The organism is Dyella flagellata (assembly GCF_030160275.1).
Lineage (GTDB): Bacteria > Pseudomonadota > Gammaproteobacteria > Xanthomonadales > Rhodanobacteraceae > Dyella_B > Dyella_B flagellata.
The window spans coordinates 1-25355 of the sequence record NZ_BSOA01000036.1; the positions used below are offsets into that span (position 1 = coordinate 1).

Genomic DNA, 25355 nt, shown 5'->3' on the forward strand with positions numbered 1-25355 from the left:
GGGTGGGCCGGCGCGTCGGCCGTGGCGCTCGGCGCCGGATGCGCGGCGGTGCCGGCGGGAGCCGGTGCGGTACTGGGGGCAGCCGGCTGGTTGGCGGGCTGCTGCTCGTTCTTGCCGCAGGCGCTGAGCGCCAGCAGGCCGGCCAATGTCATGCAATAAAAGGCGGCGGAACGTGCGGAAAGTTTCATGTAGGGGATTCCGAGAGGGATTGGTAGCGTTACCGGCAGGCGGCGTTATCGGGCAGCTGCCAAGGCTAGCGCTCGCGATCTGAAGTGCCGATGACCGGGGGCGCAGAGTGTAACCGGTCAATCGGTTTATGGACGCGACTCACGAAGCTTGTTCGGACAGCGTCTGGTCCGTCCTGCGAACCGGGGAATGTCCAGTCGTATACGCGGCCGAGCTTCTTGCCGGCCAGGTAGGGATTTACCTGCCGCCCCCGTCATGACCAGCACTGCCCGCGTGAAAAACGAGGGGAAAGCCCAGTCCATGCGGGGGCACTGACAAGCTAACGACTTTGTCATTTTCTTGCGGCAATATTTTGCGGTCCTGCGGCCGCCCACAACACCATCGGCCGCGGGTGCAGGGACCACCAGATAAGTGCTTCGCCTTTGACGCCTGTTCGCCGGGAGGGGCGCTTTCGTGGCTATTTCACCCATTACTGGAATTTTTTCATGATAACGACGGCTAGACCCAAGCGGCTTTCGCTGGCCATTGCCTGCCTTTTGCTCAGCACCCCCGTTCTTGCGCAGAACATCACCACCTCCGGCATGAGCGGCCGCGTGGTGGATGGAGCAGGTCACCCGGTGGCCGGCGCCACGGTAACCATCCTGCACCAGCCCTCGGGCACGCGTAAGGACGTCACGACCGACGCGGATGGCCGCTACACCGCGCAAGGGCTGCGCGTGGGCGGTCCGTTCGAGGTCACCGCCAGCAAGTCGGGCACCGCGACAGCGGAAGCGCACGATGTCTACCTGCAACTGGGCCAGGCTTCGTCGATCAACCTGGTGATGGGGGCCGAACAGGCGAAGGCCACGGCCACGCTGGCCGGCGTGACGGTCAGGGCCTCGGCCATGGCGCAGATCTTCAGCAGCGACAACAAAGGGCTGTCGACCAATCTGTCGCAAGGCGAATTGCAGGCCAAGCCGCTGGGCAACCGCTCGATCGACGACATCGTGCGCCTGGATCCGCGCATCAGCGTGATGGACCAGGGCGTGGGCTCGTTCTCCGCCGCTGGCATGAACAACCGCTACAACCTGCTGTCGGTGGATGGTGTGCCGCAAGGCGACCCCTTCGGCCTCAACGCCAATGGCTTGCCGTACCTGAAGTCGCCGATTTCGCCCGAGGCGATCGCCGAATACAACATCGCAACCGCCAACTTTGACGTCGGCTCCGATACCGTGGGCGCGGACGTGAACGCGGTAACCAAATCCGGCACCAACCAGTTTCATGGTTCGGTGTATTACTCCTATCGCAACGCCAACCATATGGTCGGCGACGCCGGCTGGCTGCCCAGCAACAATCCGGGCTACCACTACCACGGCTACAGCAATGACTGGACCGGCGGCTTCAATGTCGGCGGCCCGATCGTGAAGGACAAGCTGTTCTTCTTCGTGTCGGCCGAGCACGAACGCACCAACGGCATCGGCGCGGATTCGGCCAATGGCCTGGACTCCAGCCTGGGCAACGGCGCTTCCACCAGCAACAAGGTTTCGCCCGGCGATTTGCAGAAGGTCATCAATATCGCCAATCAGCTGGGCTTGAAGCCCGGCGAATTCGGCGGCACGTCCGGCTTGACCTATGACGACAAGCGCTACCTGGGCAAGATCGACTGGAACATCAGCAACAATCATCGCGTCAGCTTCGTTTACCAGCGCACGCGGGAAAGCCAGCCGGCGGTCGGTGGCAACGGTCCCAACAGCGTGGGCCTGAGCAGCTACACCTATACCAAGGCGATCAGCACGGACAACTACGTGCTGCACTTCTTCGATGACTGGAGCGAGAACTTCTCCACCGAGACGAAGATCGCCTCGCAGGAGTTCACGCAGGCAACCACGGCACCGGTGCAGCAGCCGGCGGTGGCCGTCAACCTGGCCAGCAACGGCCGTGGTCCGGTGGTGAACCTGGGCGAAGAACAGTTCCGTCACTACAACTACATCAACACCAAGAACCTGCTGCTGTACTGGGCCGGTACTTATGTAATGGGTGACCACACCTTCAAGGCGGGCTTCGATTACAACCGCGAAAAGATCGACAACCTGTTCGGCCGCACCGAGTTCGGCCAGTATACGTTCTGGGGCCTCAACAACTTCGCCGCGGGCAATTACGCGCAATACACCTTGTTCCATCCGGCGCCGGGCTACGCCTTGAACGATATCGCAGGGCGTTGGACGTATAGCCAGTTCAGTCCCTTCGTGCAGGACACCTGGCAGGTCAACGATCAGCTGTCGGTGCAATATGGCTTGCGCGCGGACATTCCGCATGCCACCGGTACGCCGGCGTACAACCCTGCCTTCAGCCAGGCTTTCGGCTACGCCAACAACAGCACCATCAGCAGCCGCAGCACCTTGATCGAGCCGCGCCTGTCGTTCAATTACTTGTTCAACAGCGAGCTGCGCACGCAGTTGCGTGGCGGTATCGGCTTGTTCCAGACCACTCCGCCAGTGGTGTGGCTGACCAATCCGTACCAGAACAACGGCGTGACGCTGCTGCAGTATCAGTCGTTCAACCCGGCGGCGGCGCCGTTCAGTCCGAATCCGTTCGGGCAGAACATTCCTGCCGGCGGCGGCGCCGGCTCGGTCGACGTGGTCGATCCGAACTTCAAGATGCCCAGCGCGTGGAAGTTCAGCCTGGCGCTGGATCGGGAGCTGCCGTGGTGGGGCCTGATGGCCAGCGCCGAATACGAGCATATCCAGGTGAAGGACGGCATTCTGTACCAGGTGCTGAATGTCGGCGCGCCCACCGGCACGCTGCCGGATGGCCGTTTGCAGTACTGGCGTACGCCGGGCGAGGCGGGCAAACCCGCCGATACGCTGGCCAACCAGAATCGCGCCTTCAGTCCGGCATCCACCTTGCTCACGAATACGAACAAGGGATCGTCCGATACGATCACGCTAGCCTTGAGCAAGCCGTTCAACGCGGATTTGTCCGGCAGCTTGTCCTTCAGCTACAACCGCGCGAAGGATGTCGATCCGGGCACCGATACGATCGCCATCAACGGCTATTCGCGCATCGCGCGCGTCAATCCGAACGATGGGGATAGTGCGCCGTCGAACTACCAGACCGGCAAGAGCGTTAAGCTCGCTCTGGACTGGCAGCACGCCTTCTTCGGCGATTACAAGAGCAAGGTGTCGTTGTTCTACTCCGGCCGCGATGGCAACACCTACACCTGGACGTTTGGCAACGACGCCAACGGCACCAATGCCCCGGGCCTGGCGATTGCCGGTTTCGAGCCGGTATACATCCCGACGGTCAACGATCCGAAGGTGGCGTTCGCGCCCGGCACCAGCGCACAGGCGATCCAGCAGTTCCAGAACTTCCTCGGTTCGGACGACTACCTGAGCCATCACCGCGGCGAAATCGCCGGCCGCAATGGGACCCGCACGGCGTGGATCAATCAGCTGGATATGAGCGTGGCGCAGGAGATTCCCGGCATCTTCCCCGGCAACAAGGGTGAGATCCGCCTGGATATCTACAACGTGCTCAATCTGCTCAATTCCAATTGGGGCCAGCAACGCACCACCGGCCTTTATCCGACACGCACGCTGGTCAACTATGCCGGCGTGAATGCCCAGGGCCAGTACCTCTACAGCTTGCCCACCGACAAGAACGGCAACTACCAGCCGCAGCCGCTGCAGACCTATGACGGCGGTTTCTATGATCCGAGTCGTGTGGTATCGCGTTGGTCGGCGATGCTGACGCTGCGGTATACGTTCTAAAGCCAGCCATCAGGACGGGCACTTTTGTATTGTGCCCGTCCTGCGATGGATGGAAGGCAGTGCGGATTGGGGTGCGCGAAATGCGCACCCCGATCATTATTGGCGAGCCCCGCGCAAGTTGCCTGGCATCGCCTGCTGGGTGCTGCGGAATGGATTGATATCCAGGCCGCCACGACGCGTATAGCGCGCGTACACGCTGAGCCGCTCCGGCGCGCAGTGCTTCATCACGTCGACGAAGATACGCTCCACGCATTGCTCATGGAATTCGTTGTGGGTGCGGAACGATACGAGGTATCGCAGCAGGCCTTCGCGATCGATCGGTGCGCCACGGTAAGCGATCTGCACGCTACCCCAGTCGGGCTGGCCGGTTACCGGGCAGTTGGATCGCAGCAAGTCCGAAACCAGCGATTCTTCGACGAGGCCGGCGTGCTTGTCGGTACGCAAATACTCCGGACGTGGCGGGCCATAGTAGTCGATGCTCACCGGCAGCTCATCGATCGACTCCCCCTCCAGATCGGCGAACACATGCTGTGCGGCACGCGGCGGACGAATCGTTACCGTTACTACGGCGCCGGCGGCTCTGGTGAGATCCTGCTGCAACAGCGCGCTCAGCGCCGCCACATTGGCCAGCGGTTCCTGTGCGAAACCGTTGAGATACAGTTTGAAGGATTTCGATTCGATGATGTTCGGCGAATGCGCCGGCACCTGGAATTCCGCCACGCCCGCCATCGGCTTGCCGCGCATGTCCAGCCAGGACAGCTCGTAGGCATTCCAGACATCCACGCCCTGGAACGGTAGCGGTGTGTGCACGCCGATCTCATCGCGCTTGGACTGGCGCGGGATGGGAAAGAGCAAGGAGGGATCGTAGCGGTCGGCGTAGACGGTGTGCTTGCCGAGGGGGGAGTGTTCGGGGGTGGTCATGCGCCTATTCTAATGCGTGCCGCGGAGCTGTCCCTAAAGGCTGCGTTATGGTGCACAAGCCGCCACCGCCTCCACCTCGATCCACACCGAGGGATGAAACAGCTTGGCCACCTGTACCGCCGTACTGGCCGGCGCATGCTCGGCGGCGATGTACTGGTCGCGTACTTCCCGATACACCTGCAGGTCGCGGGAGATGTCCACGAAAAAGGCGCTGAGCTTCATGATCCGGTCGAATCCACTCCCGCGCTCGGCAAGTACGGCGCCCAGGTTTTCGAACACCTGCTCGGCCTGGGCACGAAAATCCCCCACGCCCACCAGTTCGCCAACCCGGACCCCCGCATGGAGGCCCGGCAGGGCGAAGACTTCTTCCGGCTGAATACGCTGGATCGCGTTCATCGTTGGTCACCGTCCGATATGGGTCATGGCCTGGGGCGCATAACGCGCGCCTGCTACAGCCTGCGGCGGGAAGATGCGGTCGATCGATTCCAGCTCTTGCTGGCTGAGCTTTACATCAAGCGTGCCGATGTTTTCATCCAGGCGCGAACGCCGGCGCGTGCCTGGAATCGGCACGATGTCATGCCCTTGCGCCAGCACCCAGGCCAAGGCGAGTTGCGCCGGCGTGCAAGCTTTTTCCGCGGCCAGCATTTCCACCTGTTTCACCAGCTCCAGGTTGCGTGCAAAGTTCTCGCCCTGGAAACGGGGGTTGTTGCGGCGGAAATCGTCCGCTTCGAAATCGTCGGGACTGGTGATGGCGCCGGTAAGAAAGCCGCGACCCAGCGGCGAATACGCCACCAGGGTGATGCCCAGCTTGCGGCATGTCGCCAGCGTGTCGTTTTCTTCCACGTCGCGCGTCCACAGCGAGAGCTCGTTCTGCAAGGCGGTGATGGTGTGCACCTTGGCGGCCCGCTCGATGGTTTGCGGCGCGGCTTCGGACAGGCCCAGATAGCGCACCTTGCCGGCCTTCACCAGCTCGGCCATGGCGCCGACGGTTTCCTCGATCGGCACGTTGGGATCCACGCGGTGCTGGTAATACAGGTCGATGTGGTCTACGCCCAGGCGCTTGAGGCTGTTTTCGCAGCTGGCGCGCACGTAGTCCGGGCGGCCGTTGACGCCGCGCGCCGCAGGGTTGGCCGGATCGCGCACGATGCCGAACTTGGTGGCCAGGAACACCTGTTCGCGACGCCCCTTGATCGCTTTGCCGACCAGCTCTTCATTGGTGTGCGGGCCGTATACGTCGGCGGTGTCCAGCAGGTTCATGCCGCGCTCCAGCGCGTGATGGATCGTGGCGATGGATTCGGCATCGTCATGCGCGCCATAAAACTCGCTCATGCCCATGCAGCCGAGGCCGATGGCGGAAACCTGGGGACCGTGCTTGCCGAGTGTGCGCTTCTGCATGATGAAAGCCTCGTGGGGTGGAGAACAGGCGCATCATCGGCCGCTGCGGCTTCTCGATAAATGCTCAATAATGAGCTTCACTATTTCATTTGGATCAACAATCTGTGGATCGCCTCGACGCCATGCGCTTGTTCACGCGGATCGTGGAGCTGGGCAGCTTCACGGCCGCCGCCGATCACCTCAACCTGCCGCGTGCCACCGTCACCCATACCGTCAAACGCCTGGAAGCCAGGCTTGGCGCGCAGTTGCTGCAGCGGACCACGCGCCGGGTAAGGGCTACCCGCGAGGGTGAGGCGTACTACGGCCATTGCGTACGACTGCTCGCCGACGTGGAAGCGGTGGAGGCTGATTTCCGGCAGGCATCGGCGCAGCCGCGCGGACGCTTGCGTATCGATCTGCCGACGCTGATGGCCCGTTTGTGGCTGATTCCGGCACTGCCCGCCTTCTTCGCCCGCTATCCACTGATCGACCTGGACATCGGTACCAGTGATGGTTTCGTGGACCTGCTGCGTGAAGGCGTGGATTGCGTGGTGCGTGTGGGCCAGCTGCCCGACTCCAGTCTGGTCGGGCGCAGCATAGGAAACCTGGGCCAGGTCAGCCTGGCCAGCGCAAGCTACATCCGCAGGCACGGTACGCCGCGAACGCTGGCGGATCTGCTCAAAGGGCACTATGCCGTGAACTGGGCTTCTCCGACGACTCACCGCGTGGAGCCGCTGGAGTTCATGGTGGGACGCAAGCGACGGGAAGTGACGCTGCCCGGACAGGTTACCGTCAGCGGTGTCGAAGCGTATATGGCGTGTGTCGAGGCCGGGCTAGGTATTGCGCAGTTCCCGCGCTATCGCGTGGCGGACGGGCTGGCCAGTGGCCAGCTCAAGGAAATCCTGTCCTCGACGCCACCGCCCTCGTTGCCGGTAACGGTGCTGTATCCGCCACATCGGCAGATGCCGGCGCGGTTGCGGGTATTCGTGGATTGGCTGGTGGAGGTGATCGGCAAGCAGTTATAGGTTCCAGCCTTACCCGCGCGGCAGGCCATGCCGCGGGGCGAGAGTGCCCATCGTTTCGCGCGTAAGTGGCGCCCCTGCCGCAGCCAATGCGTTGCGTTGCTCTGCCAAGGGCAGCCTCAAGATGCTTTCTTCCAGTCGCGCTAATTTTTGGAACGGTGCCAGCGCATGCATCTTCTGAACAAACGCTGCGGTGCGTGGCCAGCGCTGCGCATCCACCGCAAAGCGCACGAACGAAGCCGTGCGGAAATAGCAGGCGATGCTGATGTCGGCGATGGACAGCTCTCCGAAAATAAAGCCTTCCGCCGGCAGCTGCGTTTCCAGGTAATCGAGTATCGCCGGAATTTCCACCTCGCGCGCACGTTGCACGATGGCTTCGTCGGTGGATTCGCCGAAGATGTATTTGCGTATGGCCAGTTGGTAGAACAGCCGCCAGATCAGTACGTCCGCCAGATGGGTGTCTGCATATTCCTCCAGCCAGCGCGCCTTTGCGCGATGGGCGATATCGGCAGGATAAAGCGAAGGCTGCGAATGCTTGTCTTCCAGGTACTGGCAGATCACCGAGGAATCATTCAGCACCAGAGTGCCATCGACCAGTACAGGAATGCGACGCAAGGGGCTGAGACGGCTGAATTCTTCGTTGCCGATAAACGGCGTGATGGGGTCGATATCGTAATCCAGACCCTTCAGGTCCAGGCACACCAGCACTTTGCGCACATAGGGGGAGATGTAGTTGCCGATGATGGTGTAGCGTTGTGACATGCCTGGTACTCCGAGCTAATCCTCGTGCAACGGCGGCACCTGCGTCGGCGAGCCATTGGAATCAAGTGCAATCATAACGAAGCGACCGGTAGTGCAGACGCGACGGTCGCCCGTGAGCGGATCCTCCGCGGTCATTTCCACTTCCACCTTCATCGAGCTGCAGCCGACGCTAACCACGCGCGCGATCAGTTCCACCAGCTGGCCTTCGCGCACCGGCACGCGGAAATTCACCTCTTCGGAGCGGGCCGTGACCACCGTGCGCCGTGCATGGCGCGAGGCGACGATGAAGGCGGCTTTATCCATCCAGGCCAGCGCTTGGCCACCGAATAAGGTACGCATGTGGTTGGTATGGTCTGGGAACACCATCTCCAACATACGTGCTTCAGGCAACTGGGTGGCTGCCAAAGCGGATTCCATAACGGTCGACATGAAGAGCCCCTGACAAAGAAATGTGCCTCACCATAGCTTCGTCTAGTGCGATGCACAATAATCACCCCGACCTTTGGCAGGGGTAGGGTATGGCTCGCCTGGATACGATCAAGGGTCATGCCTGGAGCCACCGGTTCCGCATTTTAGTGGGAGCAAACATGCATTTGATCTTCGGCACGTCGCGTCTGTACGGCGCATTGGTGTGTGGGCTGCTGGCCCTGGGGGGCGCAAACAGTGCGATGGCGGCGGGCCGCACGCTCACCGCGCAGGATTACGCGCAGGCCGAGCGCTACATGGCATACAACACCGTTCCGCTGGTCGATCACATGGTGCGCAGTGTGCATTGGCTGGACGGCACGCATTTCTGGTACCTCGATCACGACGCCAGCGGTGATCACTACCTGCGCATGGATGCCACCAATGGCAAGGCTGCACCACTGCTCGACCAGGCAAAGCTTGCCGCGGCGCTGGTCAAGGCCGGCAAGAAAGACATCAAGGCTGACAAGCTGGGTATCACCGACTACCGCGTGGCTGCCGACGGACGCGACGACATCCAAATCGGCGGCAAACACTACCTTTGCAACCTGCAAGCGGCCGGCGAATGCGTGGATAAGGCCAGCGTGGTGAAGACCGGCAAGGAGCCCGGTGTGCTATCGCCCGATCGCAAGCAGGAAGCCTTCATTCGCAATTGGAACTTGTGGGTGCGCGACGTCGCCACCGGCAAGGAAACCCAGCTCACCACCGACGGCGTGGAGAATTTCGGCTACGCCACCGACAACGCCGGCTGGAAACACACCGATAACGCGATCCTGGAATGGTCGCCCGATTCCAAACAGATCGCGACATTCCAGCAAGACCAGCGCAAGACCGGCGACATGTACCTGGTCACCACCCGGCTGGGACATCCCGAACTGCAGTCGTGGAAATATCCGCTGGCCGGTGACGAGCACGTCACCATGATCCAGCGCGTGATCATCGAGGTGCCTACGCATAAAGTGGTGCGCCTGAAGATGCCGCCGGACCAGCACCGCTCCAGCCTGTGCGACGACGTAAGCTGCGGCGACGACGGTGGTTGGGACGATGTGAAATGGGCGCCGGACAACAAGACGCTCGCGTTCGTTTCCACCTCGCGCGACCACAAGCACGAAACCTTCCGCATCGCCAATGCGAAGACTGGCGAAGTGCGCACAGTCTTCCATGAAGACGTAGCCACGTACTATGAAAGCGGCAACGGCGCGGTGAACTGGCGCTATCTGCCGGCAGCGAACGAGGCGATCTGGTTCAGCGAACGCAACGATTGGGGCAACCTGTACCTGTATGACCTCAGCAACGGCCAGCCCAAGCACCCCATTACCACCGGCGAGGGCAATGTCACTGAAGTGCTGAAGGTGGATGCGAAGACGCGCACTGTATGGTTCCGCGGCGTGGGCCGCACAGCTGGCGTCAATCCGTATTACCAGCAGTTCTGGAAAGTGAGCCTGGACGGCGGTGAGCCGGTGTTGCTTACGCCGGAACCGGCCGATCACACCATCACCCTGTCCGATGACGGCAAGTACTTCGTCGACAGCTATTCCACCACCACCAATCCGCCCGTCACCGTGCTGCGTGACGCCAACGACGGACACACTCTTGCGACCGTAGCCAAGGCCGATATCAAGCGCTTGCTTGCCACCGGCTGGCAGCCGCCCGAGCAGATCGTGGTGAAGGCGCGCGACGGCAAAACCGATTTGTATGGCCTGCTGTTCAAGCCTACGCACTTCGATTCGAGCAAGAAGTATCCGATCGTCGACTATGTCTATCCGGGTCCGCAGACCGGCTCGGTGCGTACCTTCGGCTTCAGTCCGGCGGAGGGCGACCATCAGGCCTTGGCGGAGCTGGGCTTCGTCGTGGTGGCGCTCGACGGCATGGGTACACCGTGGCGTTCCAAGGCGTTCCACGATACGTGGTTCGGCCAGATGGGCGACAACACGCTGCCGGACCAGATCACCGCCATCAAGCAGCTCGGCCAGCGCTACCCGTGGATCGATCTCGACCGCGTCGGCATGTGGGGCCATTCCGGTGGTGGCAATACCACCGCTGACGCCATGTTCCGTTATCCGGACTTCTTCAAGGTCGGCTGGGCGGAGAGCGGTAACCACGACAACCGCGAATACGAGGACGATTGGGGCGAGAAGTGGCAGGGTCTGCTGGTCACCAACAAGGACGGTAGCACCAACTACGACAACCAGGCCAACCAGCTGGTCGCCAAGAACCTCAAGGGCAAGCTGATGCTGGTGCATGGCTCGATCGACGACAACGTGCCGCCGTACAGCACGCTGCTGGTCGTGGATGCGCTGATCAAGGCGAACAAGGATTTCGACATGCTGTACCTGCCCAACCAGCATCACGGGTACGCTGCCGACACGCCCTATGTCACGCGTCGCCGCTGGGATTACTTCGTGCAGTACCTCGCCGGCGATACGCCGCCGAGGGAATACGCGCTCAAGCCCTGGCCGTGGCGGTAATGCCATGGAGGCGAGCAGCAATGCCACATACGTGGCCTGCTGCTCGCCTTCCGGCAGCGGCTCGTAGGCTGGGATGAGAATCCCAGCTTCTTTCGTGGATTCTCGATGCTGGGATTATCATCCCAGCCTACGCGGCTCGCGTTGCCACTACCGGTGGAACGGAAGCGGCTCGTAGCGCGGGACCGAGCACGGCAAGCTGGCCGAGCAGCCAAAGCGCCATGGCGCCTATCGCAAGGTAAGGCAAGGGCAAGCGGGTCTGCTCGTAGTGCCACATCAACAGCATGTTCAAGCCATAGGCGAGCACGCTACCCAATGCGATGCCGGTAGCCACGATCAGGAAATTCTCCAGCTGGAAGTAATGCAGGATATTGCGGCGCGTTGCCCCCACCGCACGACGAATGCCGATGGAACGCCGGCGTTGCTGCACCCAGAAACTGGCGAGGCCTGCAATGCCAAGCGCGGTGACGACCAGCAAGCCAGCAGCTGCGGCGACCAACAGCCCGATCATGGTGTGGTTGCGATGGAAGTAATCGGCGCGCAGTTGCTCGAAGCTCTGCGCGTGCCGAAGGATGCGATTGGCATGCAGATGGTCGAGCAGGACGGTGGCTTGCTTCAGCACGCGATCGCGGTCCTGGGGCGCGGTGCGCAACACATAGGTCACGTCGTTGGCGTCCGGCAGCAACGGCAGCACAGTGGCGTAGTCATTGTCGGCACCTTCGTGCCCCTGTGGGCGCAGCAAGTGCTCGACCACCCCGACGATGCGTACCGGCTTGTCGCCCGGATAGATGTCTTTACCCAGCGGGTCCTGGCCCGGAAACAGCTTTTCGGCCAAGGCACGTGTGACGATAGTGACGGGCACCTGGTCGATGCCGTTCCAGTCATGCGCGCTGCCCATCGGCACATATTCGTCCGGCAAAAAATCGCGTCCTTCAAGCAAATGCAGGCCGAGCGTGGTTAGTTCGCCGGTTGTGCCGTTGAACACTGTGGCGGTGTTGCGGGCGGGACCGTCTGGTACGACAGCTATGCCGTTGCTCCAATCGTGATGATTGAACGGCAACGCATCGACCGCTACCGCCGATTGCACGCCTACGATGGTGCGCAAGGCTGCCAGGTCGGCTTGGTGGCGAACCAGCGGCTTCGCATCCTGGTCGAGGTCCGTGCTCTCGATCATCACCAGTTCGCTTTCCGCCACCCCGCTGGGCTGGCGCAGCTGTTGCACGCGATCGACGATCATGAAGGCGACGTTGCAGACGATGGCGCAGGTCAGGCCGACCTGCAGCGCTAGCAGCAAGGCGGTGAGCTTGTGACGAGTAAGGCTGGCGATGAGCGGTGGCAGTGACATGGTGCGCCTCACTGGGTTTTGAGTTGCAGAGCGGGAGGGATACGGCAGGCGCGCCAAGCCGGTACCATTCCGGCGCACAGGCCAGCGATAAGTGCGAGCAGAAAAGTGCCCAGCAGCATGGCGGCATCCATCTGGGCCAGGTGTGCGTAGCCGTCTGGCCGCTGGCGCACGCTCCACAGACCTAGCTCGGCCAGACATAAGCCCAGCGCACCACCGACGAGCCCGATCATGCCGGCTTCGACACCCAATTGCGCAAAAACGTCGCGCCGCCGCGCGCCTAGGGCGCGCCGTACGCTGATCTCGCCGCTGCGGCGCAAGAACTTGGCCAGCAGCAGGCCGACGATGTTGAGCATGCACACGCCCAGAAAACCCAAAGCAAGCCATAACTGCAGGCGCAGGTCGGCAGGCACTACATGCTGGTTGCCGAGCCAGTCCATCAAGCCAAACAGGCGCGCGTTCTCCGGACGTGGGAAGCGGCCGTGCCGCTGCTGATCGCGCCAGTAATCGGCGAGGAAACCACGGTAGGCGCTCGCCTGGCTCGCGCTGTTCAATTGCACCCAGAACTGCAGCCAGGCGCAGTGATCGCTCAGGCGTGCATCACCACTGTTACCCCAGCACCACATCCGGCCGGCGATGCCGAAATTCAGCTCCTGCGCAGTCTCCAGCGGTATGAAGAACTCATCGGTGCTGCCGAAGGCGGCATTGTCGATCTGCGCATAGAAGGTGGGTTGCGGATGCCAGTCATCCAGTACGCCAACCACGCGGAAGTCGGTGTTCTTCAGGCGTACTGTATGGCCAATACCCGACGCATTGCCGAACAGCTTGCGATTCAAGTCGGCGTTGAGCACGACCACGCGCGCGTGGTTTTCATCGTCCCGCGCACTCCATCCACCGCCGGCGTGAAACGGGGTGCCGAACATGGGAAAGAAATCGGCGGTGACGTAATGCCCCGATTCGAAGAACGGCCGCACCGATCCTTGCGCAGGATGCACCGGCAGCGAGCCGGCGGCCATCGCGGCCTGTCGGTCCGCGCGCGCGGTATGCAACAGATACATCGCATCAATCCAGGTCACGGCGCCATCCACGACGTTGTCTTTGGGCTTGGCGGGACTGACCGGATGCGGATCGATCACCGGCACATACAGGTGCGCGCTGCGGCCTGGCAGCGGATCGCCGGACATCACATGCAGCACGGTGATCATAGTCATGCTGGCGCCGATGCCCAGCCCAATGGCGAGTACCATCAAGGCAGTGATGGTCTTGCTGCATTTGAAGCTGTAAAGAGCGAGCAGGCAGTAGTAACCGAGCATCGTGAATTTTCCTTACACGTAGGGTGCAGTACACCATCCGCCTACGTCGGTGGCGGTGTATGCATGGCTGGATGTGCTACTTGGACGCCGGGTGCGCGTTGGTGCGCACCCTTACCGTCATCGATCCACTGGTTTGGCCAAGCCCTTGGCGATCGCGTTGCGCAGCAATTCGTCAAGTTGCTTGTCCATCTGTTGCGAACTTAGTTGCTGTTGCTTTGACATCTCAGTCTCGTGCTGCGACAGCTCGGCTTCCTGCCTGGACAAGGATGCAGCAGACTGGTCGATGGCCTTGCTTTCACGCTGTACTTCGGCCTCTTCGGAGTCAATGCCGCGCAATTGCCCTTCGAGGCTTGCCGCGTCGCCGATGTGGTCAGGCGATGCCGATGCCGCACGTAATGCTTCGCGTTGCGCCTGGATGGCGGCGCGGCGGCCAGCGATCTCGGATTGTCGTGACGCTAGCGCACCCTGGCGCGCGGCCAAGCCCGCCTGCTCGCCGGCTAGCTCGCCTTGTTTGCCGGCAAGCTCACCTTGCGCCTGCGCCAATTGCGCGCTCTGGGCATAGATGTCCTTGGCTTGCCGGATCGCGTCGGCGTTACGGATCACATAGGATTTGCCGTTCTCGCGCAGCCAAAGCAACGAGCCATCCGCTTTGCTCAGGCGCCGCGCCTGGGCGAGGTCCGCGTCGCTGCCGTCGACTACCACAGTGTCGCCATCCAGCAAGACTAGGCCACGATCCGCGTTGGGCTGGGTGTCGATATCCACATGATGCGCGTGGAAGCCGAAATTGGGTGGTGTCGGTGGTGCGGGCGGCGGCGGTGCGGGTGGTGGTGGCGAGGGCAAGGCCGGTGGAGGAGGGGGCGGTGCGGGAGGCACATAGGCGAAATTGCCGGTAGTAGGTGCGGTCGCCGCTGCCGTCCCCGCTTGTTCGGCGCCGGCCGCGGTTACGCGATATGGCAGCACGCCGACCAATGCAATGACCGCGACCAGTAGCCAGCCACGCATGCGCGGTGTCGTTTCGCTTTGCTGCAACATGATCAGTCGCCTTTTCAGGTTCTGAAAGGTGGAGGACGCACCGGCGAGGCTGGCGTGCACGGGATCGACCACGCCCAGGCGCACCAGCAGATGGCCATAGCTGTGCGGTGCGGCGCCATGTCGTTGCAATACCTGAGCATCGCACGCGGCTTCTCGATAGACGGCGTATTCGCGCACTGCCCAGCGCACTAGTGGATGGAAGAAGAACAGGCGTTGCGCGATCGCCGGTATCCAGCCCAGCCATAGGTCTCCACGCCTGATATGCGCCAGCTCGTGGGCCATCGCCATCGCCAGTTCATCGGCAGACAGTGTTTGTTCGGCAGGCAGCAGCACCACGGGGCGCCACAATCCGCTGACCTGGGGCGACACGATGGCTTGCGACATGCGCAGTGCCGGCAGACGGCGCATGCCCAATGCGCGTGCCTGTCGCGTGCGCAGCGCTTGCAATGCGACATCTGTGATTGGCGTGGCATGGTGCAACAGGGCGCGGCTTTCGAACCATTGCCGTATCGTCAGGCAGGTCTGCAGCAGCACAACGCAAATCCACGCGATCACGATCGCTAACGGCCAAGACCAGGCCGCTTGTTCCGTCGCTAGCGGAGCAGTAGGCGTAACAAGTGTGGCTGCGGCGCCGCCATGTAGATGCACGTGGGCGACAGCATGCCCGATCGGCGTAACAGGCATGGATGCTTTAGGCGTCAACCAGTGCAATTGCACCGGCGTGCTGATCAAAACGCCGGCTACTAGCTGTGCAGCAACCAGCCACCAAAGCATGCAACGGATGGAGGGCGAGAGTCGCGGCAGTAGTCGCATCACCAGCCATAGCACGGCGATCAACAAAACGGCCTGCGCTGAGGTCCAGGCAAGGCGGGCTAGCAAGGTATCGGCAAGCATGGTGAGGGAGTGCATGTCAGGATTCCTTACGCCGCGATTGCAATTGCGAAACGAGGGCTTCCAGTTCGGCCAGTTCGCTGTCGCTCACTTCCCCTTTCTGCGACATCCAGGCCACGAACGGTGAGAGTGAGCCTGACAAGGTTTTCTCGACGAACTGCCCCACGGCGTTGTTCAAGGCTTCGTTTGGCCGGGTTGCCGTGTTGTAGCGGTACACGCCCTCGACATGATGGCGCTTCAGATAGCCCTTGGCGCGTAGGCGCTCCATCATGGTCAGCACGGTGGAGCGGGCGAGGTCGCGCGCCTCGCCGAATCCGGCGGCGACCTCGCCTACTGTGGCGTTCTCGTGTTCAGCGAGGTAATGCAGGAGCGCGAGTTCCTGGTCCCCGATGCTTGCTTTGGCCATGACCGTCCCACGTGTGTGACTACAAGTGTAGTCACGCTACTCCATGACTACATCTGTAGTCAACAGCCCTAGCCCAAAGCGTTCGTGAACCGGCGGCAATGGATAGGACGACCGGCACTCTTGAGGTCACACATCGCGCTCATACTTCCATCTTCGCCGGCAGCGTGCCGGCACTAGCAACCCGGTGATTTCATGACTCCCCAGGAACAACTCCTCCTCGACGATTTCCTCCAGCGCCTGGCCGCCGTGACCGGCGTGAACAAGGACGCGCAGGCCGATGCGTTGATCCACCAGCGCCTGGCCAACCAGCCTGACGCGGTGTACCTGCTGGTGCAGCGCTGCCTGTTGCAGCAGCATGCGCTGGACGCGGCCAAGGCGCAGATTGCGCAGTTGCAGTCGCAAATGGCCGGACAGCAGGGTGGCGGCAGCTTCCTCGGCGGCCAGCCTCAGCAATCTTCCTGGGGTGCAAACCCGCCGCCGTTCCCGCAGCAGCAGGCCGCTCCCGCTCAGGCGCCCACTTGGCGTGAGCGTTTGTTCGGCAGCAGCGCGCCGGCCGCTCCCGCTCCGCAGCAGGGCGGCGGTTCGAGCTTCCTTGCCAATGCGGCTACCACCGCGGCCGGTGTAGCGGGTGGCATGTTCCTGTTCGACGGTATCGAAAGCCTGCTGGGCGGCCATCATGGCGGCGGCATGTTCGGCGGTGGTTTCGGTGGCGGGCAGCCGGAAGTCATCGAAAACGTCACCGAGAACAACTTCTTCGACAACGGCAGTAACAACAACCTGCCCAGTGGCGGCGACCAGGATTTCGCCTCCAACGATTTCGATGATGCGAACTTCGATGGCAACAGCGTCGACGACGACAACAGCTGGACGTGAGCGGGGCAGCGCGGCAAGCTCAAGCAACCCCACCCCAACCCTCTCCTGCCTTGGCAGGGGAGGGAGCATTTAGTCCTCGGCCAACACAGAACGGACCGGCATGGGCGAGCAAGTAAGGAATGCGCTTGTCAGTGAAGCAACTGCTCTGGCGCAGCTGTGGTTCGACGGCTGGCAGGATGCGCACGCCGCCATCCTGCCGACAGAACTTGCTCGACTGCGCACGCGGGAAAGTTTTGAGGAAAGACTGCTACGCGGGCTTGCCGAACTGCGGGTGGTGGGTGCGATCGGTACGCCGCTCGGCTTCTGCATGTTGAAAGAAGACGAGCTTTATCAACTGTTCGTCTCACCCCAGGCGCGAGGTGCAGGTGTCGCCGCCACGTTGATGGCGGATGGCGAGGCGCGGCTCGCCGCAAAAGGCGTCCAGACAGCATGGCTGTCCTGCGCCATCGGCAATGATCGGGCGGTGCGGTTCTACGAGAAGCATGGCTGGCACAACACCGGCAAGTTTGTTACCCCGGTGGAAACCAGCAGCGGACCCTACGATCTGGAAGTGTGGCGATTCGAGAAGCGTTTGCTGGCTTAGGGATTTGCAAATCCCTTGGGTTCAGTCCAGCTCTTTGGTGAAATAGATCCGGCAGGTACCCGGCGGATCGGTGGGAAAGCGGCCGAACTCGCGCCAGCCGTGTTTCAGGTAAAACCCGGGCGCCTGGAAGTTGTTGGTGTACAGCAGGCCGATGCGGCAGCCGCGACGCAGGCCTTCTTCTTCGGCCATGCGCAACAGCCTGCTGCCAAGGCCGGTGCCGCGCATCGACTCGGGCAAAAAGAACACGTCGATATACAGCATGCCGCGCGAGCTGCGTCCATTGAGCCCGCCTAGCACTTCCCCGGTGGTGGGGTCGCGCACCAGCAATGCCAGCGGACGCTGGTCACTGATGCCACAGGCGGCCCGGTTGAATTGATCGAGCTGGCGGCGGATCGCCCCCAGCTCGTCGGTCGTGGGGGCGTCGGTAAGAACGATAGGCGGCAAGTCCATGGCCGTCGATTATGCGTCAGAACGCCATGTCGAAGGCGACTTCGCCTTGCACGCCCACCTGATACGCCGACACGCGACGCTCGAAGAAATTGGTCACTTCCTGCACGTCCTGCAGGTCCATGAAGTCGAACGGATTCTTCGCACCGTATTTCTTTGGCAGGTCGAGCTGGGCGAGGCGTTGGTCCGCGCAGTATTCCAGGTACTGACGCATGTCCTTGACCGACAGTCCGGCGACGCCGCCGGAGAGCACGTCTTCGGCGAATTGCGTTTCGCAGGCAATCGCTTCTTCCAGCATGGCCTCCACTTGCGTGCGCATGTCTTCGTCGAACAGATCCGGCTCCTGGGCACGCACGGTGCGTACCACGTCGAAGGCGAAGGCCATGTGGCCGGATTCGTCGCGGAACACCCAATTGGTACCCGAGGCCAGGCCATGCAGCAGGCCGCGCGAGCGCAGGAAGTATACGTAGGCGAAGGCGGCGAAGAAGAACAGTCCTTCGATACAGGCAGCAAAACAGATCAGGTTGAGCAGAAACTGCCGGCGCTGCTCGCGCGTTTCCAGTTTCTGCAAGTTCTGGATGGAGTCGATCCATTTGAAGCAGAACGCGCCTTTCTGGCGAATCGATGGAATGTTCTGGATCGCCGCGAACGCCTTGTTGCGCTCGTTCGGATCGGGGATATAGGTGTCCAGCAGGGTGAGGTAGAACTGCACGTGCAGCGCTTCCTCGAACAACTGACGCGAGAGATACATGCGCGCTTCGGGCGCATTGATGTGCTGGTACAGGTTGAGCACAAGATTGTTCGCCACGATGGTGTCGCCGGTAGCGAAGAACGCGACCAGGCGATGAATCAGGTGGCGGTCCGCATCCGTCATCTTCGACTTGAGATCGGTGACGTCCAGCGAGAAATCCACTTCCTCCACCGTCCAGGTGTTCTTGATCGCATTGCGATACATCTCGTAGAACTCGGGATAGCGCATCGGGCGCAGGGTGAGTTCGAAGCCGGGGTCGAGGATGTGGTGGGGCTGGGCGGACATGGATGTTCCTTGACTCGCAACATGTAGGAGGTCACTGGGTCCCGGCGTTCGCCGGGACGACGAGTTATGGTTACTGGCAAGCCTCGCAGTATTCCGGGTTTTCCAGCGAGCAGAACACCGCAGCCGTGGCTGCCTCCTGTGCGTCGGGAGCTGGCGACACAACAGCCGCAGCCGAAACCGTGGTCTTGGCGATCTTGGTAGCCGGGCGCGAGCGCAAGTAATAGGTAGTCTTGATGCCCGCCTTCCACGCGTACATGTACATGGAGCTGAGCTGGCCGATGTTCGGGTTTTCCATGAACAGGTTCAGCGACTGGCTCTGGTCGATGTAGGCACCGCGGGCCGCGCCCAGGTCGATCAACGCTTTCTGGGGCAGCTCCCACACGGTGCGATAGATCGAACGCAAGCGCTCCGGAATCGCGCTGATACCCTGGATCGAACCCTCGGCCAGCTTGATGGCGTCGCGGATTTCCGATGTCCACAAGCCCAGCGCCTTTAGCTCGTCCACCAGGTGACGGTTCACCACCAGGAAGTCGCCGGACAGCGTCTCGCGCTTGAACAGGTTGCTGACCTGCGGCTCGATGCACTCGTAGCAGCCGGCAATGGATGCGATCGTCGCAGTGGGAGCGATCGCAATCAGCAGTGAGTTGCGCAGACCCTTGGCCTTGATCGCTTCGCGCAACGCATCCCAACGCGCTGCATCATGCGGCTTGGCATCCGGCCAGTAGTCGAATTGCAACTCGCCGTTCGCGGCGCGGCTTTCATCGAAGCCCGGATGCGCACCTTGCTGTTCGGCCAGGGCGTTCGACTGCGCCAATGCGTTGTAGTAGATCTCTTCGGCGATGCGCGTGGACAACTCCAATGCTTCCGCCGAATCAAACGCCAGGCGCAGCTTGAAGAACACATCCTGCAAACCCATCACGCCCAGGCCCACCGGGCGCCACTTGCGGTTGGCGGTGGCGGCGGTGTCGATCGGGTAGAAATTCAGGTCGATCACGCGATCGAGCTGGCGCACCGCGGTGCGCACGGTGGCAGCGAGCTTGGCGAAATCAAATTGGCCATCCACGACATGCCGGGCGAGATTGACCGAACCCAGGTTGCACACCGCTGTTTCGCCGGCGTTGGTCACCTCCAGGATCTCGGTGCACAGGTTCGAAAGGTGGATGACGTTTTCGGCCTTGGCGGTCTGGTTGCTGGTGGCGTTGCTGCGATCCTTGAAGGTCATCCAGCCATTGCCGGTCTGCGCCAACGTGCGCAGCATGCGCGCATACAGCTCACGTGCCTTGACGGTCTTGACTGCCAGGCCCTCCGCTTCCGCCTTGTGATAGGCGCGCTCGAAGGTTTCGCCCCAGCTGTCCACGAAATGCGGCACCACCTTCGGGTCGAACAGCGACCAATTGCCGTCGTGCTCCACCCTGCGCATGAATTCGTCCGGGATCCAGTTGGCCAGGTTGAGGTTGTGCGTGCGGCGCGCCTCATCGCCGGTGTTGTCGCGCAGTTCGAGGAACTCCTCGATATCCGCGTGCCACGGCTCCAGGTACACGCAGGCCGCGCCCTTGCGCTTGCCGCCCTGGTTCACCGCGGCCACCGAGGCATCCAGCGTCTTCAGCCATGGCACCAGGCCGTTGGAGTGGCCGTTGGTGCCCTTGATCAGCGAACCGCGTGAACGCACGCGTGTATAAGCCAGTCCGATGCCGCCGGCGAACTTGCTGAGCTTGGCCACGTCGCCATATTTCTCGTAGATCGATTCCAGCGAATCCTGCGGCGAGTCGAGCAGGAAGCAGGAGCTGAGCTGTTCGTGCGCAGTGCCGGCGTTGAACAGCGTAGGCGAGCTTGCAATGTATTCCAGCGAGGAGAGCAGGCGGTACAGCTCCAATGTCTCGCCGATCTCGTTGCCGCCCAGCGCGCAGGCGATGCGCATGAAGAAGTACTGAGGCGTCTCGATCACTTTGCGCAGCTGTGGATGACGCAACAGATAACGGTCGTACACCGTGCGCAAGCCGAAGTATTCGAAGCGGCGCGAGGCGTGCGGATCGACCGCGTCGTTGAGCTTGCGCGAGTTCTCGGCCACGAAATCGCGCAGGCGCGCATTGGCGATGCCCAGCTCGGCGCCGCGTGCGATGGATTGCGAGAAGCTCTGGATCTCCTGTCCGCTCACTTCCTTGTCGATGAAGGCGCTAAGCAGGCGCGCAGCGAGCTGGCCGTATTCGGGTTCTTCCGCCGTCAGCGCCGCGGCGGTGCGGATGGAGAGCTGATCCAGCTCCTGGGTGGTGGCGCCATCGTACAGGCCACCGATGGTCTTCAGCGCGACGCGCAGCGGATCGACCGCGTGCAAGCCTTCGGCGCTGCGCGTGACCGCGCGGACGATCTTGTTGACGTCGACCACTTCGTGTCGGCCGCTGCGCTTGGTGACGCGCATCTGACCGGGGTTGTGCGGGGGTGTAAGGGTGAAAGGTGCTTCGGCGGTAGCGGACATCGTGACAGGAGTAGTTAGGGCCGACGGACTGGCGTCGGCGGAAAAGACGGCTGTATCCGCGCGGTCGGCAGTGCGCTCGCGCGATTCGGTATCGACAGGCTGCATGTCGGATGCTCCGGGCTGTGGAACCTGGCCGTACCGGAAAAGATCCGGGTCAGGCGGACAGGCTCCGAGTTTCAACCGCCTGCTCCCGCGCGCAGGGCTGAAGATGGCGGTTGCCGCGGTCGTGCTCGCTCGACACAGGTATGACATCCGCGTCGCGTGGCACCCCCTCCGCGGAGGCCGTCACCAGCAGCATGGCGCTCCGGCCATGCCGTGTCGGCAGGTCTTCGGACTTGCGGATGTGCATCTTGCGATGCGCCTACTCGCCTTGGCTTCCCGGCCGGTAAAGGCCAGTGCGTACTTAAGGCTTTCGTCTCCGCTAACCGCTGCGCGGCAGTTCCGGACTCGCACCGGATTCCCTAGCCAAGCCGAACAGGTTCGGCTTGGCGACCGACGCGGCACAACATATCGGGGTCGCCCGCGGCGGTCAACCCAATAATTTGTGGATAAGCCGGTGGATAAGCGGCAGGAGTCCAGTCGCCATGCGGGCTGCGGGAAGTTCGGCTTTTTTTCGTTCCGCTTGCCCACTAGGGCCTGGGGCGTACCGACTCGTGCTCGCGCAGGTGTTCGATCGCCTGTCGTAGCAGGGTGGGGGTGATGTAGCGCCGGTGAACGTGCTCGATCAGCCCCATATAGATGTGTCCGAACGGGTTGGTGCAGCGCACGCGAGTCCCTAGCGTGAAGCCGATGCGATCGCCGTTGATGGCTACGCCCACGCATGAGCGAAACAGCAGATGCTTGTCGTTGGCGCCAAGTACGACCTGGCTGTCCGCGTCCCGGGCGTCGGATGCCTGTTCGCGTACGGGAAAACGGTCGGCAAACATGTTCGCGCAAGGCGGCGAGAGCAGTGACGATACGGGGCACCCCAGCGGCGATGTGCGCAGGCCCAGCGGCTTGACCAGCAGGTTGCGCAGTTGCATCAGGAAGCTGACGCTCACCGGCGGGCTTTGCACGAAGGCTTCGAGCAGTCCGGCCAGCAGCCGAGTTGAGCCAAGTCGCGCCAGCGCGGGGTCGACCAGGTCGATCAGGCAGTGGTCCTCGTGGTGGATCGGCCCATCATTCATTTGCTGATGCAAAAGCGAGCCGGCCGGCGCTACGGCCAATGCGACGGCGGTGAGTTCATTGCTCCACCTATAGCCGCGACTGCTTTGCAAACGTGCTGCATAGCCACGCAAGCCGCCGAGCACGTGCCGCGCGGCAGCGCAAAGCCTGCTTTGCCACGTCCCGGCAGGCGCGTCCAACGACAAGGCAATGGTGGGAATAGGCAGCTGATCGAGCGGGGTGTGCCGCACGAGTTCGGTGACGTTGAAAGGCGGCAGCTCGGTCAGTGCGTGGAGCGTTCCGTGGTTCGCGAGCACTTGTTGCTTCAAGGCATCCGGCAGGTCGCCGCCCAGTTCATTGGTGTGGCATGAAATGGCGAACAAGGCAGGATGCCGCGAACGCTCCCTCAACGGTGTGAATTGATGCCAAGTGCCGCCGCCGAAGCGGACGGTGAAAAGACAATCCGGCGGTATCTCCACGCAGCGCATGGCTTCGATGAACCGCGCCGGGTCTCGCTCGATCTCCGCGTCGCTTGCCGTGGAAAAACGCAGCCGGGTGCCGCCGCTGCCCGAAACGGCAGTAAACACGCGGTGCCCGGCGTGCCGATGAAAGGGATGCCCTTTGGCGCCGACCGTGAACGTATACAGTGCAGTAGCATCGCCTTTGCTGAAATCGGTGTCGCCGATCCGCGCGGACGGCTCATCCAGTTCGTCCCGGTAAGTGTCGTGCTTGCTTTGCCTGGCCATTACGCCGGCAAGCAGTTGACTGCCGGCGCCATGTCCAAGTTGCGCGATCAGCGACACCTCGATGGGCAGGCCACCGTGCGGGGACGGCAGGCGTGCCGATGGAAAACCTTGCACGGTGCGCCGGAATGGCGAAAGCGGCAAACCCAGTGCAGCTTGTGTAACCGACATGTTTCACCTTCCGGCAAACCAGCTTGACGTTCAGGACTTGTGCTTGGCGGCGCGCTGACGCGATTCGCGCTTCAACGGCCGTCCGCGTGGGCATATCTCGAAGGCAAAGCTCGTTAGCGTGTTGACCAGGTTGTCGCTATTGAGCCAGTAGTAGACGTATTGCCCGCGCCTTTCACTCCTGACCAGGCCGGCCGTTTCCAGGATCGAAAGGTGGCGGGAGACCGCGGGAGCGCTCATGGCAAAGCGCCCGGCGATTTCGCCTGCCGTCAGCTCCTGCTTGGACAAGTAGGCAAGAATTTCGCGCCGTGGACGTGACGCGAGCGCCTCGAAGACCAGGTCGATAGCCATAATGATTTAAGCAATTAACACAATAGTTAATTCTTTACTCGTGCGAAGCCTGGCGTCAAGTGCCGGTGTGGCGGCCAGACAGGCCCCACTACATGCTTACGTCGATTTCGATCGGATAGTTCACCGAGTCGGGAAGCTTCGGTGGCGCGGGAAACGTCCAAGCCGAGAACTGGCCGGCGAGACATTTGGCAACCGGCGTGGGGGCGCGTACTTCGACGTTCTGTGGATGCCCGTCAGGCGTGATGTCCGCCACCAGCGTGAAAGGCGACTTGTCCGCGGGGGCGCTGCTCGCCAGGCAGGCTTTCAGCGCATCGGTCATCGGGTTGCCGGTCTTGGCCCAGAACTGTTTCTGATAGGCCGGCCCGGTAGAGCCGGCCTCCACCATCTTGGCGTGCTGCACGCGTGCGGTGAAAGTATCTGTCGATGTGGCGGGCTGCGCACCCGCGAGCAGGGCAAAAGCGATGCTGGTCAGCATGGTGACAATTCTATCGCGAGGTGAAGGCTACACCGTACCAGCCGATGCGGGGCAGGTGAAGCCTCCTGGTTTCGTGCGCATTGTGTACGCGCATGCCGGTATACGCCGGGTTCTTTGTACTGGATGCGCTATTCGGGACATGGATTGAGAAAAATCCTAGTGACCGGCTGGTGCCACTGGAAAAAAATAATCAAGGTGCCGTTGCGATTGAGTCGCCTTGCTGAAGCGATTTCAGGCCGTCAACGGCTACTTCGTGCAAAGGCGCGATCTGAAATGCAGTAGTGGCTTCGCGGGTGCACCTAAGACCGAGCACGTTCATGCCCCTGTGTGATGCCTATGTCTGAGGAGAGTAGTCAAATGCCTGGTCGTGAAAAATTGGTCATCCTGCCTGGGTGGAGCAACCACGGCGATGAAATGTGGGATTACCAAATCAGGCATCTGAAAGACAGATTTGATATCGAATGTATCGTGGTCACCGAAAGGGCTACAGCTGAAGGTGCGGCAGTAGAGGTGCTTAGCAAGGCGCCGCCAAAGTTTGTGTTGTTAGGACATTCGATGGGCGGATTGATTGCGCAACATGTGGCACTCAGGGCACCTGAGCGGATCAAGGGCCTTATTCTTGTCAGTACTTTTCCGGGAAATGCCTCTGCCAGGCAAAGTGAAGTCTTTGAACAGAGCATGTTGCAACCGCTTTTAACAGGCGAGCTTTCCGAGGCATGGTGGCAAAATGCCAACCAATCAGGCGTTGCGCCAGCGCGCATCAACGACCAGGCATTGTTCAGCAGGCTACGTCGCATACAGGGTTTGTCACGTACGGCCTTGATCAATCAAAGCAAAATCTTGATCAGCTCTCGCGATATCTCGTATGAATTACGTAGGCTGTCGATCCCGGCGTTGATTATCTATGGCCGCCAAGACTCGACTTTTTCGTTTGAAGCGCAGCAACTAATGCGACACGCCCTGGGGGCTGATCTGGTGGTCCTTGAAGACTGTGGCCATTTGCCCGCGTTGGAGCAGCCTGTTGCCGTTTTGAGCGTACTGTCGTTGTGGTTGTCGATGCAGCATTCTTTGCAGGCTATCTTCGCGTAAAGCATCCCTAGACGACCGGATGTGAGGTAAGCGTTGGGGTTTGTAC

Annotated in this window: 21 protein-coding genes, 1 pseudogene and 1 riboswitch; of the genes and pseudogenes, 6 read left to right on the forward strand and 16 right to left on the reverse strand. The window is 61.7% G+C overall.

The window, feature by feature from the left end; genetic code table 11:
• Positions 1-188: pseudogene (locus QQJ96_RS15500) on the reverse strand (hypothetical protein); the annotation flags it as partial.
• A 483-nt stretch (positions 189-671) separates the two neighbouring features.
• Here QQJ96_RS15500 and QQJ96_RS15505 point away from each other — a divergent pair.
• On the forward strand, positions 672-3935 hold the full coding sequence (locus QQJ96_RS15505; RefSeq protein WP_284332924.1) for a TonB-dependent receptor: 3264 nt from the start codon (positions 672-674) through the stop codon (positions 3933-3935).
• A gap of 96 nt (positions 3936-4031) precedes the next feature.
• Here the strand turns inward: QQJ96_RS15505 and queF are convergent, their stop codons facing one another.
• Genes queF through QQJ96_RS15520 form a run of 3 tightly spaced genes read right to left on the reverse strand, consistent with a single transcriptional unit; the run spans position 4032 to position 6251 of the window.
• Positions 4032-4856, reverse strand: a complete 825-nt coding sequence (gene queF / locus QQJ96_RS15510; protein ID WP_284332925.1) for an NADPH-dependent 7-cyano-7-deazaguanine reductase QueF — start codon at positions 4854-4856, stop codon at positions 4032-4034.
• Positions 4857-4901: 45 nt separating this feature from the next.
• Positions 4902-5252, reverse strand: a complete 351-nt coding sequence (locus tag QQJ96_RS15515; RefSeq protein ID WP_284332926.1) for a RidA family protein — start codon at positions 5250-5252, stop codon at positions 4902-4904.
• Positions 5253-5258: 6 nt separating this feature from the next.
• Complete coding sequence (locus QQJ96_RS15520) at positions 5259-6251, reverse strand: aldo/keto reductase (RefSeq protein WP_284332927.1); 993 nt, start codon at positions 6249-6251, stop codon at positions 5259-5261.
• Positions 6252-6355: 104 nt separating this feature from the next.
• On the opposite strand from QQJ96_RS15520, the gene QQJ96_RS15525 reads away from it, so the two are divergent.
• Entirely contained in the window at positions 6356-7255 is a 900-nt protein-coding gene (locus tag QQJ96_RS15525; protein ID WP_284332928.1) for a LysR family transcriptional regulator, read from the forward strand.
• A 9-nt stretch (positions 7256-7264) separates the two neighbouring features.
• On the opposite strand, the gene QQJ96_RS15530 is transcribed toward QQJ96_RS15525, so the two are convergent.
• Together QQJ96_RS15530 and QQJ96_RS15535 are read right to left on the reverse strand one after the other, a co-directional pair.
• A complete protein-coding gene (locus tag QQJ96_RS15530) occupies positions 7265-8014 on the reverse strand; it encodes a glutathione S-transferase family protein (RefSeq protein ID WP_284332929.1) in 750 nt (249 codons plus the stop codon).
• Between the two features lie 15 nt (positions 8015-8029).
• Complete coding sequence (locus QQJ96_RS15535) at positions 8030-8443, reverse strand: acyl-CoA thioesterase (RefSeq protein WP_284332930.1); 414 nt, start codon at positions 8441-8443, stop codon at positions 8030-8032.
• Between the two features lie 158 nt (positions 8444-8601).
• Between QQJ96_RS15535 and QQJ96_RS15540 the strand changes: the two genes are divergently transcribed.
• Positions 8602-10947 (forward strand): S9 family peptidase, encoded by a 2346-nt coding sequence (locus tag QQJ96_RS15540; protein ID WP_284332931.1) that lies wholly within the window; start codon positions 8602-8604, stop codon positions 10945-10947.
• 127 nt (positions 10948-11074) lie between these two features.
• Here QQJ96_RS15540 and QQJ96_RS15545 read toward each other — a convergent pair whose 3' ends face one another.
• The 4 genes from QQJ96_RS15545 to QQJ96_RS15560 all read right to left on the reverse strand — a co-directional run bounded on the left by QQJ96_RS15545 (position 11075) and on the right by QQJ96_RS15560 (position 15928).
• Positions 11075-12289 (reverse strand): ABC transporter permease, encoded by a 1215-nt coding sequence (locus QQJ96_RS15545; protein ID WP_284332932.1) that lies wholly within the window; start codon positions 12287-12289, stop codon positions 11075-11077.
• Positions 12290-12297: 8 nt separating this feature from the next.
• Complete coding sequence (locus QQJ96_RS15550) at positions 12298-13599, reverse strand: ABC transporter permease (RefSeq protein ID WP_284332933.1); 1302 nt, start codon at positions 13597-13599, stop codon at positions 12298-12300.
• A 117-nt stretch (positions 13600-13716) separates the two neighbouring features.
• The gene (locus QQJ96_RS15555) at positions 13717-15540 is read right to left on the reverse strand and encodes a M56 family metallopeptidase (RefSeq protein ID WP_284332934.1); all 1824 of its coding nucleotides are present in this window, start codon (positions 15538-15540) and stop codon (positions 13717-13719) included.
• A 1-nt stretch (position 15541) separates the two neighbouring features.
• Positions 15542-15928: a BlaI/MecI/CopY family transcriptional regulator gene (locus QQJ96_RS15560; protein WP_284332935.1), complete on the reverse strand. Its 387-nt coding sequence runs from the start codon at positions 15926-15928 to the stop codon at positions 15542-15544.
• A 192-nt stretch (positions 15929-16120) separates the two neighbouring features.
• Here QQJ96_RS15560 and QQJ96_RS15565 point away from each other — a divergent pair, with 192 nt between their 5' ends.
• Positions 16121-16801 (forward strand): DUF2076 domain-containing protein, encoded by a 681-nt coding sequence (locus tag QQJ96_RS15565; protein WP_284332936.1) that lies wholly within the window; start codon positions 16121-16123, stop codon positions 16799-16801.
• Positions 16802-16901: 100 nt separating this feature from the next.
• The gene (locus QQJ96_RS15570) at positions 16902-17384 is read left to right on the forward strand and encodes a GNAT family N-acetyltransferase (protein WP_284332937.1); all 483 of its coding nucleotides are present in this window, start codon (positions 16902-16904) and stop codon (positions 17382-17384) included.
• 21 nt (positions 17385-17405) lie between these two features.
• On the opposite strand, the gene QQJ96_RS15575 is transcribed toward QQJ96_RS15570, so the two are convergent.
• The 6 genes from QQJ96_RS15575 to QQJ96_RS15600 all read right to left on the reverse strand — a co-directional run bounded on the left by QQJ96_RS15575 (position 17406) and on the right by QQJ96_RS15600 (position 24220).
• Positions 17406-17834 (reverse strand): GNAT family N-acetyltransferase, encoded by a 429-nt coding sequence (locus QQJ96_RS15575; RefSeq protein WP_284332938.1) that lies wholly within the window; start codon positions 17832-17834, stop codon positions 17406-17408.
• Between the two features lie 16 nt (positions 17835-17850).
• Positions 17851-18867, reverse strand: a complete 1017-nt coding sequence (locus QQJ96_RS15580; RefSeq protein ID WP_284332939.1) for a ribonucleotide-diphosphate reductase subunit beta — start codon at positions 18865-18867, stop codon at positions 17851-17853.
• Between the two features lie 70 nt (positions 18868-18937).
• On the reverse strand, positions 18938-21340 hold the full coding sequence (locus QQJ96_RS15585; protein WP_404649449.1) for a ribonucleoside-diphosphate reductase subunit alpha: 2403 nt from the start codon (positions 21338-21340) through the stop codon (positions 18938-18940).
• Positions 21341-21643: 303 nt separating this feature from the next.
• A riboswitch (cobalamin riboswitch) is annotated at positions 21644-21852 on the reverse strand.
• A 117-nt stretch (positions 21853-21969) separates the two neighbouring features.
• Entirely contained in the window at positions 21970-23397 is a 1428-nt protein-coding gene (locus QQJ96_RS15590; protein ID WP_284332941.1) for a DUF2867 domain-containing protein, read from the reverse strand.
• Between the two features lie 30 nt (positions 23398-23427).
• Positions 23428-23745, reverse strand: a complete 318-nt coding sequence (locus tag QQJ96_RS15595; protein ID WP_284332942.1) for a metalloregulator ArsR/SmtB family transcription factor — start codon at positions 23743-23745, stop codon at positions 23428-23430.
• 88 nt (positions 23746-23833) lie between these two features.
• On the reverse strand, positions 23834-24220 hold the full coding sequence (locus tag QQJ96_RS15600; RefSeq protein WP_284332943.1) for a peptidase C13: 387 nt from the start codon (positions 24218-24220) through the stop codon (positions 23834-23836).
• Between the two features lie 357 nt (positions 24221-24577).
• On the opposite strand from QQJ96_RS15600, the gene QQJ96_RS15605 reads away from it, so the two are divergent.
• Positions 24578-25309, forward strand: coding sequence for an alpha/beta fold hydrolase (locus tag QQJ96_RS15605; RefSeq protein WP_284332944.1), 732 nt, complete (start codon positions 24578-24580; stop codon positions 25307-25309).
• Positions 25310-25355: the final 46 nt, after the last annotated feature.